The following is a 13,248-nucleotide window of genomic DNA, read 5'->3' as shown; positions in this document are numbered from 1 at the left end:
CCCCCGCCACCCCGAACGGATCCCCCCCATCGAGCGCCGCCCCCGCCCCAAAATCAGCGCCCCCTGCCCCCCGCCCCCAAAATCCCGAAGCCCCCCTCTCTCAATCCATCCCCCCCAACCGTTGCCGGGGCTCACCCGCACAGGAGACGGGCCCAGATCGGCGTTTTCGGCGCGGAGGCGTACTCCTGTACGCCGAGCACCGAAAACGTCGAGATGGGCCCGTATCCGAAGCGGGTGAGCCCCTAAGCTTCACCAGAGAGGTAGGAGGTTAGGGAGGGGATCGGGATGCCGGTGGGGCGGCCGAACTGCCAGTCGGCGGACTCGACTCCGACGCCGCCGATGTCGAGGTGGATGAACGGGAGCGTCCCCCCCTTGAGCCCCGAGGCGATGTCGAGGAACGCGAAGGGGAACTGATGCCCGCGCGGCGTGTTCACCGAGGCGAGGCGGTTCGACGAGACAACGTCCTCGGCGCTCGACCGAGGCGCGACGAACGCGTAGTCCTCGCGCCGCGGCCGCACGCGCTCCATCGGCTCGCCCCAGCGCTCCGCGAGGACGTCGAGCCGGTCGAGCTCGGTCCGCGCCGCGGAGTTGCAGATCGCGCCGGTGTAGGGCCCGTGGGCGCGGTAGACGTGCCCCGTCAGCGTCGCGACAGAGAACAAGATCGGGTCGGCGGCGCCGCTCATGGCGAGCTCCCGCGCGAGCGCGAGGAGGTCGGCCAGGATGAGGCGCCCCTCGGCGTCGGTGTTGCCGATCCGCACGCGCACGCCGGCGCGGCTGCGGATGATCTCGTCGCTGACGTAGGACTCTTCGCCGATGCTGTTGCGCACGAGCCCGAGCAGCCCGACGATGCGCACGCCCTCCAGGCCGAGCGCCGCGGCCGCCCGCACGAGCCCGGCGACCGCGCCGGCGCCGCCCTTGTCGCGGGACATCCCGGCCATGTGCCCGTCGGTCTTCAGGTCGACGCCGCCGGTGTCGTAGGTGACGCCCTTGCCCGCGAGCAGCACGGTGCGCCGGATCTCCCCGCGAGGCCGGTAGTCGAGCCGCACGACGCACGGCCGGTGCCGCTCGACGACCCGCGACGCCCGCGAGACCGCGCTGATGAGGGGGTAGTCGTCGACGTTGCGCTCGATCTTGACGAGCACGCCCGTCCTGGCGAACGCCGCCTCGCACATCTCGGCGACGCGGCGGGGCGCCATCCGCTCCGGCTCGGTGCCGGTGATGTCGCGGCAGAGCGCGCGGCCGACCTCGATGGCCGCGATCTCGCGGGCGCGCGCCTCGGGCAGCCCGAGCACCGCGAGCGACTCGGCCGAGCGCGGGGCCATCTCCGCCTCCCGCGCCTCCAGCGGGGTCCACTGGCTCCCGAGCGCGGCGAGGGCGCCCACCTCGATCGCCCGCGCGAACCGCGGCGCGGCCGGCGCGCGCACGACGAGCAGCGGCCGGCTCGCCCCCGCGTCCACCGCCCGCGCGAAGCCGGCCGCCGCCGCCTCGGCGACGGAGCGGACGTCGTCGACGTCCTCCGAGAGCGCCCCTGTCGGCGCGAGCACCAGGCGCCCGCCGGGCACCCCGGGCGCCGGCAGGACGATCGGCGCACACTTGCCCTCCAGCGCGCCGTCGACGCGCGCGGCCGCCTCGACCACCGCGCCGAGGGCGGGCCCGAGCCCCCCCGCGTGCTTCGCGATCGGCGACGGCGCGACGAGGACGACAGCATCGCAGCCCGCGGTCGCCGCGGTCGACTCGACGAGGGCGTTGGCGGGCAGCCCCGCAAGGGAAGTGACATGGACCATGGCGGCGGATGATGTCACAGGGGTCAGCATTTTTGCAGCACCAGTCGCCGCCGGCAGAGAACCGACATCGTCCCCCCCAAGGCAGCTTGGCCGGACGTGGCCGGCCGCCGCGCGCCCGCGCCGCGCCCCTGACCCGCGGGGCGCCATCGCTCGCGCGCGTCCGCCCCGGCGGTCACGCGCAGCCGGCGGCGCCGAGCGCCACGTGCGACGGCGACTGACCGCCCTCCCTCCTCGCGCGGGACGGGAGAGCGCTCGCGATGGAGGGAGGAGAGCGGAAGGGAGATGAGAGACGGAGAGGCGCTTCAGGAAAAGAGCACGACGCTGCGGATCGACTCGCCCGAGTGCATGAGGTCGAGGGAGCGGTTGATGTCGTCGAGCGGCATCGTGTGGGTGATGAGCTCGTCGATCTTGATCTTGCCCTCCATGTACCAGTCGACGATCCGGGGGACGTCGGTGCGCCCCCTGGCGCCGCCGAACGCGGTGCCCTTCCAGACGCGCCCGGTGACGAGCTGGAAGGGGCGCGTGGAGATCTCCTCGCCGGCCCCGGCGACGCCGACGATGATGCTCGTTCCCCAGCCCTTGTGGCAGCACTCGAGCGCCTGGCGCATCACCTTGACGTTGCCGATGCATTCGAAGCTGAAATCGGCGCCGCCCCGGGTCAGGTCGACGAGGTAAGGCACGAGATCCCCCGCCACCTCGTTCGGGTTGACGAAGTGGGTCATGCCGTATTTTTCGGCCAGCTCGCGGCGCTTCGGGTTGATGTCGACGCCGACGATGAGGTCGGCGCCGGCCATCCTGGCGCCCTGGATCACGTTCAGCCCGATGCCGCCGAGGCCGAAGACCACCACGTTGTCGCCGGGCCGCACCTGCGCGGTGTTGATGACGGCGCCGATGCCCGTCGTCACGCCGCAGCCGATGTAACAGACCTTGTCGAACGGCGCGTCCTCGCGGATCTTGGCGACGGCGATCTCGGGCAGGACGGTGAAGCTCGAGAAGGTCGACGTGCCCATGTAATGGTGAATCCGCTCGTTGCCGATCGAGAAGCGGCTCGTTCCGTCCGGCATGAGCCCTCGGCCCTGGGTCGCGCGGATGGCCTGGCAGAGGTTGGTTTTTCCGCTGGTGCAATAAGAGCACTGGCGGCACTCGGGCGTGTAGAGAGGGATCACGTGATCGCCTTTCTTGAGGCTCTTCACGGACGGGCCGACGTCGACGACGACGCCGGCGCCCTCGTGGCCGAGGATCGCGGGGAAGAGGCCCTCCGGATCCTTGCCCGAGAGGGTGTAAGCGTCGGTGTGACAGACGCCTGTGGCCTTGATCTCGATGAGGACCTCGCCTTCGCGAGGGCCCTCCACCTGGACGTCCTCGACCGTGAGCTTCTCGCCGGCCTTGTGGGCCACGGCTGCGCGCGCTTTCATGATCGGTGGTTCTCCTCCCGCAAGCGGGGCGTTCGGGGCCTGAGCGGCGCCCGAGCCCCTCCAATAGCCGGCCGGGGAAGCAGGTTTCAAGGGGGACCCGGCCGGCGCCGCGCCGCGCCGCGCCGCGCCGCGCCGCCGACGCGGCCCGCTCGCCCCCTCCCGCGACGAGGGCCCCGCCCGCGCGCCCGGCGGGGCGTGCTCCCACTCCACCCCACAGACGACGCGCGCCGCGCGTGGGGCAGACAACCTCTGTTGCGCGAGGAATTGCCCGCCGTTCACGCGGCGTCACGAAAGGTTGCTCTCGGCCAGCTTGGCAGTGAATCGGATGGCGCTCGTGGACCGGCGCGCGTACCATCGCTCCGTTATCCTTATGCGCACCCCTCCTTGTCCACTCGGTCACCGCGCTCTCATCACAGCAGCCGCGCTGGTCCTCGCCGCCTGCTCGGGTGCCAGATCGCCTGACGGCGTGGCGGCGGGCAAGGACGGCGGCGGGGGGAGCGTCTCCGCCGAGGGCGGCCATGGCGGACAGGGCGGCGGGCAGGGCGGCCAGGGCGGCCAGGGCGGCCAGGGCGGCGTCATGGAGTGTGTCGACGAGTGCCCTGCGGAGAAGGGTGGAATCAAGATCGGCTGCGAGACCCGCTTCATGTTCGGAATGAACTACGCGTGGCACAACTTCGCCGGCGACTTCGGCGGCATCGCCGCGTGGGACAAGCGCGGCGTCGCGGCCGAGGCGGAGACGCATGCGAAGAACCTCGCTGGCATCCGCGCTCACGGGGCCAGCGTCGTGCGGTGGTGGATGCTGCCGGAGCTCCGGGGCGAGAGCGTCGTGTTCGACGCGAACGACAACCCCATCGGCCTCGGCGGGACGACGCGGAGCGACGTCGAGAAGGCGCTCGAGCTCGCCGAGCAGGCGGACGTCCACCTCATGTTCTGTCTCTTTTCGTTCGACAACTTCCACGCGACCCGGGTCGACGCCGACGTGAAGACCGTCGGCCTGGCCTCCCTCGTGACGGACGCCGAGAGGCGCGCGGCGCTCCTGGAGAACGTCGTCAAGCCGCTCGCCCAGGCGGTCGAGCAGAGCCCTTACCGGCACCGGATGGTCGCCTGGGACGTGATCAACGAGCCCGAGCTGGCCATGACCGGCTCGAGCCCGTACGGCGACCCCGACTACGCCCCGGACCCCCAGGTGGAGCCGATCGCGCACGAGCCGATGGAGACCTTCCTTCGCGACACGATCGGGGTGCTGCGCGCGGAGAGCAAAGCGCTCATCACGATCGGCTCGGCCTCGATGAAGTGGGCGCGCGCCTGGACGACCGCCGACCTCGATTTCTACACATTTCACATGAACGACCGGGTCAACCGCTACTGGCCTTACAACCAGTCGCCCGCGGACTACGGCATCACCGACAAGCCGGTTGTCATGGCCGATTTCCCCATCGCCGGCCTGGCCACCGCCACCTTGTCGATCCTCCTGGAGAGCTGGTACAGCCAGGGATACGCTGGCGCGATCAGCTGGGCCTACGGCGACGCGACAACGACCGAGCTCGAGACGATGAAGGCCTTCGCCGACTCGAAGGGCTGCGACGTACAGTACTGAGCCGGGGAAAAAACAAGGCACCGAGGAGCTCTTCTCCTCGGCGCCCCTGGAACAGCATCGGCGCCGCGGCGCTGGACTACGAGGGAGGCAGCCAGTAGTCGACGAGCGACGCCCCCGTCACATCGTGGGCGACCCCGCTCGCGATCGCCCACTGGGCCAGCGCGCGCCCCAGCGCCGCCATCGTGGGAAAGCGCCCGTCGGGCGCCTTGGCCAGCCCCCGCTCGATGATCTCCCAGAGCCGCGGGTGCGGCTCGAGCACCTCCGGGCGCTGCGGATCGACGCGCAGCACGTCGTGCACGATGGAGATGCTCTCCGGCCCGCCGAACGGGCGCCGGCCGCTCACGAGCTCGTAGAGCACCACGCAGACGCTCCACACGTCAGAGCGCGCGTCCGACTCCGGCCCGCCGCGAACCTGCTCGGGCGCCATGTAGGCAGGGCTCCCGACCAGCGCCTCCCTCGGCCCGTCGTCGAGCGCGCGGGTCGCCGTGAAGGCGATGCCGAAGTCGATCAGCTTGGGGACGATCCGGCGGCCGTCGCGCACGAGCACGATGTTCGCCGGCTTCACGTCCCGGTGCACGACCCCGGCGCCGTGCGCGGCGCTGAGCGCCCCGATCACCGGCAGGAGCAGCTGGACCCCGGAGATGGGCGACATCGCGCCCGACTCGGCCAGCGCCTGGGCCAGCGACCGGCCCTGGAGGAGCTCCATCACCACGAACGGCTCCCCCTCCTCCGTGAAGCTGAGATCGAACACCCGCACCGCAGCGCGGTGGGACACCCGCGCCGTCGCCTGGGCCTCCTTGAGCAGCCGCGAGGCAGCCTCCGGCACCGCGCAGTCACGACGGATGAGCTTCAGCGCGACATCGAGGTTCAGGGCGAGATTCCGGGCCTTCCACACGGCGCCCATGCTGCCCTCCCCGAGCATCTCCGTGAGGCGATAGCGCGCCGCCAGGACGTCGCCTGGGGCGTAGCGCCGCAGCGCGACGGCCGGCGCATCGCTCGACGGAACCGACAGGGCGGCAACAGGCGACATACCGGCAAGCCCGGCCCGCAGCGTGGCGGGCGACACGCTCGCCGGGGCGGCCGGGGCGTCGCTCGCCGGGTCCAGCGGCACGACATCCCCACCAGGGCGCCATACCGAGCCGGACGGCCGCGACAGCCTGCCCGGCGTCCGGATGTCGACAGGCTCGAACGGAGAGCGGTGCGGCGAAGGCCAGCGCGGAGATCGCGGCGAGCGGTACGCGCGCGGAGAAGAAGCTCTGCCCCCGCTCGGGGGACGGGATCGATTCGACGCGGGTTCCATCGATGCGCCATGTGGCGTCGTGGAGCTGTCAGTTCGTCGGGTGTCCATGACCTTGCCTTGCCCACGGGTACTGCAAGGAACAGGCCGACAAAAAACGCCGCAACTGCGCCTCGTTCGCGCCCGCTCGGCGCCGCGGTGCGGGGCCGAGGCCTCAGATCCAGCGCCCTTCGCCGTCAGGTCGCCTCAGACCAGCGGCGCGCCGCCGGCTCCAGCGGTCCGGGACAGCGCGCGACCGAGCCGCCGGCGCAAGGGTTGTCGCGCAACGCATTCCCTGCGCACGGCGCCTCGGGGCGGCGAGCATATCGGCGTCGGGTGTCAGCCCTCTGCCCCTCAACGGGATCGCGAGCGTGCGGGCCAGGTCGTTGCCTGTCCCGAGCGGCACGAGGCCGAGCTGCGCCCGATCCTCGCGCCCATCGCGCCTCCCGCGCGCCTCGTACGGCTCAGCGGGGCGCGCCTGACAGGACGCGCCCCTTGAACGCGATCGGGACCTCGAGCTCCCTGGCCGCCTCGACGAGCAGCGCGTGCTCGCTCTCGTGGATCACGCCGTCGGCGGCGATCAGCCGGACCGCCAGCTCGATCGCGGCCTCGCGCATCCGCACGTCGGGCAGGCGCTCGCGGAGGGCCGAGAAGCGACCGTGCCTGCCCTCCTCGCGCACCGAGCGCTCGGTGACGGCGATGAGCGACTCGACGACATCCGCCCCGAGGCGGCCCGCGCTCATCGCCGCCGCGTGCGCCGTGAGCTCGGCGCGCTCAGCCTCGTTGATGGATCCGTCAGCGTACGCGGCGAGGAACATGATCTCGACCATCGCCTCGAGCTTGCTGATCTCGAGGTGAGGAAAGGAAAGCTGCGTCTCTTCCATCATGAGGTCCTCAGGCTAGCGTATCACGACCCCGCCGGACACGGCGCCCGCGCGCCCGCTCGCTCGGCGCCACCGGGGCGCTCGGATTTGCCCCGGAGTGAATCCCATGAAGGCGAGAAGGCAGGGAGATCCTTGATCTTTTCTTCCCGGCTTCCCGCCTGCATGTTCAAATCCGGCCACCACCACCGCCGGTTGGTGCTCAACTCCTCCTCCAGATCAGCCCCTCCACCTCGGTCTTCCCCCTCCACCTCGGTCTTCCCCCCACCTCGACTCCCCGACCATGAGCTCCACCACCCCGACCGACCTCTTCCTCTCGCTGACCCCGCACAAGGTGATCGAGGCCGTCGAGGCCGCAGGCGTCCTCTGCAACCGCGTCTGCTATCCGCTGAACTCGTTCGAGAACCGCGTCTACGAGGTCGAGCTCGAGGACCGCACCCGCATCATCGCGAAGTTCTACCGACCAGGGCGCTGGACGCGCGAGCAGATCCTGGAAGAGCACCGGTTCCTCGCGGAGCTCGCGGACGCCGAGATCCCCGTGTGCCCGACGCGCCTCTTCCCCGACGGCGAGACGCTCCACCAGATCGACCACATCGAGTACTGCCTCTTCGAGCGCATGGGCGGCCGCGCCCCCGACGAGCTCGGAGACGAGCTGTTCGTGCGCCTCGGCAGGCTCGCCGCCCGCATCCACAACGTGGGCGCGCAGCGGACCGCCGAGCACCGCGTCCGGCTCTCCGCCGACACGTACGCGCGCGAGGACCTCGGCTGGCTCGCCGAGCGCAAGGTCCTCCCCGCCGCCGTCGCGCCGCGGTACCTCGCGGCCGCGCGCGCCGTCGCCGACGCGGCCGAGCAGCGCCTGCGCGGCGTCGACGTGCACCGCATCCACGGCGATCTGCACCCGGGCAACCTGCTCCTCCGCGACGGCGCGCTCCGCGTGCTCGACTTCGACGACATGGTCGTCGGCCCCGCCGTGCAGGACCTCTGGCTCGTCCTCCCCGGCCGCGACGCGGCCGCTCGCCAGCAGCGCGAGCTCTTCATCGAGGGCTACGAGGAGCTCCGCCGCTTCGACCGCTCGACCCTCGGGCTGATCGAGCCGCTCCGGGGCCTCCGCATGATCCACTACGCCGCCTGGATCGCGCGGCGGTGGCACGACCCCATCTTCCCGAGGACTTTCCCGCACTTCGGCACGGAGGCGTACTGGCGCGACGAGGCGAGCTCGCTCGAAGAAGTGCTCCAGTTGACCCGCTCCGAAGACGGCGGAGGCCCCGACGGTGGCGCAGACGAGCCGCCGCCGAGCGGGGGCAAGTACTTCTGGGACCTGAACTGACCGGCGCGCCTCCGAGCGCCCGCGCGCGCTCAGAGGCGCTGGAGCACCAGGATCAGCCGCCACGCCGCGGCGCGCTCGAACGGCACGTCGACGTTGAAGTCGCCGAGCGTCGCGATCAGGGAGAGCTCCGGCACCCGCTCCGCGACGCGCCGCCAGCCGGCGAGATCCGGGATGTGCCAGGTCGCCACCTGCCGGAACGACGAGAGCTCCCGCGGCGCGCCGCCGTTGCGCCGGGCCGAGCACACGACCTCGAGGCTCACGGGCACCACGCGATCGGGCGTCGCCTTCTCGATGTGGATGCGGAACCGCGCGTCGATCGACTGTTCGCCGCGCAGCTCGGTCCACTCGGTCCGGTTCACGCCGGACGGCGTGAGATCGACCGGGTGGGTCGCCTCGATGACGTGGACGCCGCCCGGCAAGAGGAGCGAGGCCGCGAGGCGGAGGTGGCGCTCGAGCGCCGCCGGCGTGGCCAGCTGGTGGATCGCCGACAGCGGCACGAACGAGAGATCGACCGGCGCGACGTCGGGGCGCTCGTCGAGCTCCGCACGGCAGAAGCGGATGCCCGCCCCGGCGCCGCGGGCGCACGCGGCGCGCTCGGCGTAGGCGATCATCGCCGCGGAGCCGTCCGCGCCGACGCAGCCGACGCCGAGCTCCGCGAACGCCGCCAGGTGCCGCGCAGGCCCGCAGGCCCACGAGAGCACGCGCTGCACCGGGCGGGCACCGAAGCGGCGCGCGCACGCGAGCAGGAAGTCGCGCTCCGCAGCGTAGTCGCGGTAGCTGAAGGCCGCATCGTAGAGCGCAGGCTCCCCCGGCGCGGGCGCCTCGCCCGGCGCCGGCGCCTCGCCCGGCGCCGGCGCCTCACCGCGCGCTGGCGCCTCGCCGCGCGCGCCGGGCCAGGCGGCGCGCGCCCCCTCGACGGCCGGGGGCGCAGCCGAGGCGCGCACCGGTGCGACCCGCTTCGTGTAGATCATGAGATCGTCGCCCGGCGCGTAGAAGTCGGCGATGACCGCCGCCCGCGTGAACTGCACCGCGTCGTAGAAGCGCACCGCCGCGCCGTGCCCCTCCCGGCTGCCCGTCTCGACGCGCACGAGGCCGCCGCCCTCGCGCGCGATCTCGCTCTCCATGGTCGAGACGAGCCCGCGCGCCACGCCCGAGCGCGCGAAATCCGGCGAGGTCGCGATCCAGTACAGATCGTACGTGGACTGCGTCATCGGCGTGCGGCCATAGCAGAGATACCCCGCCAGCCGCGGCGCCCCGCCGTCGCGCGGCGCGCCGTGGAAGCTCAGCACGAACCGGTAACCGTCCGACGAGGGCTGGGCCAGCGCCACGTCGACGAGCTCCAGCGCCACCGCGCGCTCGTCGTCGGTGAACGCCGGGAGCGAGTCGAGCAGCTCCGCGATGAGCGGCCGGTCTTCGGGGCGGAGCCCGCGCTGCGTGCTCACGGCGCCTCGGGCGCGGCGGCGATGGCGCCGCGGGCGGCGGGGCGCACGGCGGCGCGGCCGCGCGCCGGAGGGCGGCCCCGCGCGCGCAGCAGATCGCCCTGGCGCGCACCGCGGGCGAGCGCGGCGCGGAGGATCTCCCAGACGACGTCGGCGTACGAGAGCCCGGCGCGCGCCGCCGCCCGCGCGAAGCCGGCGTCCGGCGAGAGGTCGCAGTTCGGGTTGACGTCGATGACGTACGGCGTGCCGCGCTCGTCGAGCCGCACGTCGACGCGGCCGTAGTCGCGCAGCCCGAGCACCTCGAACGCGCGGCGGCCGATGGCGACCACCCGGCGCAGGTCGAGCGGCCGCAGCACCGCCGCCGTGGAGGGTGTACCGAGCCACGCGGCCGTCTCCGGGCGCCACTTCGACTCGTATGTGACGACATGCGGGTGCCCCTCGGGCAGCCCCTGAAAGATGATCTCGCCGGGCGGCAGCACGCGCGGCGCCGGCCATCCGAGCAGCGAGACCGAGAGCTCCCGCCCGTGCACGTAGCGCTGCACCACGACCGGCTGGCGGCACTGCGCGACGACCGCGGCGACCTGGTCGCGGAGCGCGGCGCGATCGTGGACGACCGAGCCCCGATCGATCCCGGTCGAGCCGTCCTCGCGCTCCGGCTTGACGATGACCGGGAACGCGACGTCCGGGAGGCGATCCGGGCCGTCGACCCGCACCGTCTCGGGCACGCGCACGCCGGCGCGCGCGAGGATCCAGTTCGCCTCGGCCTTGTGAAGGCAGCTCCGGAGCGCGACGTGATCGCTGCCCGTGAAGCGGATATCGAGCCCCGCGAGCAGCCACGCGCACATGACCTCGTGGCGGCTGTCGCCGTCGAGCGCCTCGCACAGGTTGAAGATCACGTCGGGGCGATGATCGCCGATGGCCGCGAGCACCTCGCTCGGCCGGAGCACCGGCCGGTGCGCCACGCGCACGCCGGGGGCCGCGGCGAGGGCCGCGAGGACGCTCTCGGCGACGGCCGCGCTGCCGTCCACCCGGCCGAGCCGGAGCCGGCCGCTCCCCACCCGCTGCGCGAGTGGCGGCTCGTCGACGGCTTCCTCCGGATCTCTGTTGGACAGGAGCAGTATCCGGGGCTCAGGCACTGCGCGCCTCCGCGCCGCAGCGCCGCACGCCCGCGCGGGGCGGGAGAGCGCGCGACGGCGGCGCCGACCTCGGGGAGCGACCCGCGGCAGGGCTGTCCGAGCCGGAATGTGGAGAGAGCGCCCCGTCGAAGGACATACGAACGCGACGGAATCCATGCATGCAAGTGGCGCCACTTCACCAGCTTGCCCGGCAATCGCAAGGGGAGATTTGCGCTCTCTGGACGGAATGAACGATGCAGCGCGCCATGGTTCAAAGGCGCCGCGACGCATTCAATCCGGCGCGATATGCCCCCTGGCGAGCTCTTCTGCGCGCCGAAGGCCCGAGACAACGGGCACCTGGTGAGCCAGCCGCCAATCCAGGAGCCTCCCTGACGGATCCAGGAGCGCCGGTGACGCGGGGAGAGGGCTGGAGTGGAGGGGAGAGGGGAGCCCGGCAGAGCGCGGATGAGCGACCGTGTGGAGGTGGAATCGCTGGAGTCGCCGGGGACGCCAGAAAGGGGCTTCCCTTCCCGGCGCCCTCGATCCTTGCGCGGCCTCAGGCGGCCTGGTGGGCAGCGCGCGGCCGTCGATCGGCCGGGAAACAGGCCTGAATCTCGTCCATCCCGAGCGTCTCCTTCACGAGGAGCGCCTTGACGAGCGTGTCGATCTCGCGCTGCCGGGACTTCACGATCTCGACGGCGCGCGCGAGCTGGGCGTCCGTGAGCGCGCGCGCCGTCTCGTCGACGCGGTCGAGCAGGGCCGGGCTCCGCGCGGGGTGCCCGTCACCGACGCAGATGGGGCCGAGGTGGCTCATGCCGAGCTCCGCGACCATCTTCCAGGCGATCGTCGCGGCGCGCTGGATGTCGTCCGAGGCGCCGGCCGTCATCGTGCCCAGGATGACCATCTCGGCGGCGCGGCCGCCCATCAGCATGCAGATCTGATCCTCGAGGTACTCCCTCCGGTACATCAGCCGATCCTTCTCGGGCAGCGCCTGGGTCACGCCGAGCGCGCGGCCCCGCGGCAGGATCGACACCTTGTGCACCGGATCGCAGCTCGGCGCGAGCAGCCCGACCGCGACGTGCCCGGCCTCGTGCACGGCGGTCGCGTAGCGCTCCTCCTCGTCGACCAGCACCCCCTTGCGCTCGAGCCCCATGAGCACGCGGTCGCGCGCGCGGTCGATGTGCGTCGGGTCCACCGCGTCGGCGCCCTCGCGGGCCGCGAGGATGGCCGCCTCGTTCAGGAGGTTGGCCAGGTCGGCGCCCGAGAAGCCCGGCGTGCTGCGGGCGATGGTGCCGAGATCGACCTCCCCCTCGAGCGGGATCGGACCGGCGTGGACGTTGAGGATCTCCTCGCGGCCGCGCACGTCGGGCAGCGGCACGGTGACCTTGCGATCGAAGCGCCCCGGCCGGAGCAGCGCGGGATCGAGCATGTCGACGCGGTTGGTCGACGCGATCACCACGATGCCGGTCGCGTGGTCGAACCCGTCCATCTCGACGAGCAGCTGGTTCAGCGTCTGGTCATGCTCCGCGGAGGCGGAGTCGCCTTGCCCCTTGGCGCGCGCCCGCCCCACGGCGTCGATCTCGTCGATGAAGACGATGCACGGGGCGGCCTTGCGCGCCTCGGCGAAGAGCGCGCGAACGCGGGAGGCGCCGACGCCGACGAACATCTCCTGGAAGCTCGATCCGGACGCCGAGAGGAACCGCACGTCCGCCTCGCACGCGACGGCGCGCGCCAGCAGCGTCTTGCCGGTCCCCGGCTCGCCCGTGAGCAGCACGCCGCGCGGCGGCCGGCCGCCGAGGCGCGCGAAGCGATCGGGGCTCTTCAGGAACTCGACCGTCTCGGCGAGCTCCTGCTTGACCTCGTGCATCCCGGCGACGTCGGCGAACCGCACGGGCGACCGCACGACCCCGGCCTTCACGTCGGAGAAGACCTTCGGGCTGCGGCGCCGGCTCACCATGAAGAGCGCGAACCCGACCGCGGCGAGGACGACCACCGGCAGCACGGCGGACGCGGCGCGCGACGGCTCCTCCCGGGAGGCGAAGTCGACCGAGGCGCCGGCGCCCACGAACCGCGAGACCAGCTCCTGCCGGAGCGTCGGCTCGTCGACGACGGCGGTCACCATCACGCCGCCCGCCTGGCTCACGAAGAAGCGATCGCCGCTCACCTCGACCGCGGTCGCCTGCCCCGCCTGCGCGATCTGGAGCAGCTCGGTGTACGTCGCCGCGCGCTCCTTCGGCGCCGCACGGAGCGCGAACCCGAGAGTCACCGCAAGCACCACCCCCATGATCCCGAGTACCCAAAGCCGACGACCCGCGGGCCCCAGCCGCCTACCCACGTGCAAGAACCAGGAATTCACTGCTGCGCCACCTCACTACTCCAGCATTGGGCCGGAGCGAATCTCAGGTGTAGCAAGG

9 protein-coding genes and 1 pseudogene are annotated in these 13,248 nt (G+C 72.5%); 2 read left to right on the top strand and 8 right to left on the bottom strand.

What is annotated here, in order from left to right; translation table 11 throughout:
• Positions 1–242 precede the first annotated feature (242 nt).
• A complete protein-coding gene (locus tag WMF17_RS14270; protein WP_437602595.1) occupies positions 243–1,784 on the bottom strand; it encodes an aminopeptidase in 1,542 nt (513 codons plus the stop codon).
• Between the two features lie 302 nt (positions 1,785–2,086).
• On the bottom strand, positions 2,087–3,199 hold the full coding sequence (locus tag WMF17_RS14265; RefSeq protein WP_437602594.1) for an S-(hydroxymethyl)glutathione dehydrogenase/class III alcohol dehydrogenase: 1,113 nt from the start codon (positions 3,197–3,199) through the stop codon (positions 2,087–2,089).
• A gap of 466 nt (positions 3,200–3,665) precedes the next feature.
• On the opposite strand from WMF17_RS14265, the gene WMF17_RS14260 reads away from it, so the two are divergent.
• On the top strand, positions 3,666–4,796 hold the full coding sequence (locus WMF17_RS14260; protein ID WP_437649975.1) for a hypothetical protein: 1,131 nt from the start codon (positions 3,666–3,668) through the stop codon (positions 4,794–4,796).
• Between the two features lie 76 nt (positions 4,797–4,872).
• Here WMF17_RS14260 and WMF17_RS14255 read toward each other — a convergent pair whose 3' ends face one another.
• The 3 genes and pseudogenes from WMF17_RS14255 to WMF17_RS14245 form a co-directional block, all read right to left on the bottom strand.
• Positions 4,873–5,907: a serine/threonine-protein kinase gene (locus tag WMF17_RS14255; RefSeq protein WP_437649973.1), complete on the bottom strand. Its 1,035-nt coding sequence runs from the start codon at positions 5,905–5,907 to the stop codon at positions 4,873–4,875.
• A gap of 340 nt (positions 5,908–6,247) precedes the next feature.
• Positions 6,248–6,493: pseudogene (locus tag WMF17_RS14250) on the bottom strand (hypothetical protein); the annotation flags it as partial.
• A gap of 43 nt (positions 6,494–6,536) precedes the next feature.
• Positions 6,537–6,959 carry a tellurite resistance TerB family protein gene (locus tag WMF17_RS14245; protein ID WP_437602591.1) on the bottom strand — a complete coding sequence of 141 codons (423 nt, stop codon included), beginning with the start codon at positions 6,957–6,959 and terminating at the stop codon, positions 6,537–6,539.
• Positions 6,960–7,236: 277 nt separating this feature from the next.
• Between WMF17_RS14245 and WMF17_RS14240 the strand changes: the two genes are divergently transcribed.
• The gene (locus tag WMF17_RS14240) at positions 7,237–8,280 is read left to right on the top strand and encodes a serine/threonine protein kinase (RefSeq protein ID WP_437649971.1); all 1,044 of its coding nucleotides are present in this window, start codon (positions 7,237–7,239) and stop codon (positions 8,278–8,280) included.
• Between the two features lie 29 nt (positions 8,281–8,309).
• Here WMF17_RS14240 and WMF17_RS14235 read toward each other — a convergent pair whose 3' ends face one another.
• From WMF17_RS14235 to ftsH, 3 genes are all read right to left on the bottom strand, one after another.
• Positions 8,310–9,722: a GNAT family N-acetyltransferase gene (locus tag WMF17_RS14235; protein WP_437649969.1), complete on the bottom strand. Its 1,413-nt coding sequence runs from the start codon at positions 9,720–9,722 to the stop codon at positions 8,310–8,312.
• Positions 9,719–10,855: a D-alanine--D-alanine ligase family protein gene (locus tag WMF17_RS14230; RefSeq protein WP_437649967.1), complete on the bottom strand. Its 1,137-nt coding sequence runs from the start codon at positions 10,853–10,855 to the stop codon at positions 9,719–9,721. Before WMF17_RS14230 ends, WMF17_RS14235 begins: the two co-directional genes overlap by 4 nt.
• A 535-nt stretch (positions 10,856–11,390) precedes the next feature.
• Positions 11,391–13,118 (bottom strand): ATP-dependent zinc metalloprotease FtsH, encoded by a 1,728-nt coding sequence (ftsH, locus tag WMF17_RS14225; protein ID WP_437602587.1) that lies wholly within the window; start codon positions 13,116–13,118, stop codon positions 11,391–11,393.
• Positions 13,119–13,248: the final 130 nt, after the last annotated feature.

Source organism: Sorangium sp. So ce362 (genome assembly GCF_051519845.1).
Classification (GTDB): domain Bacteria; phylum Myxococcota_A; class Polyangia; order Polyangiales; family Polyangiaceae; genus Sorangium.
The sequence above is the reverse complement of the archived record's forward strand: the minus strand, read 5'-3'. Positions and strand labels throughout refer to the sequence as shown.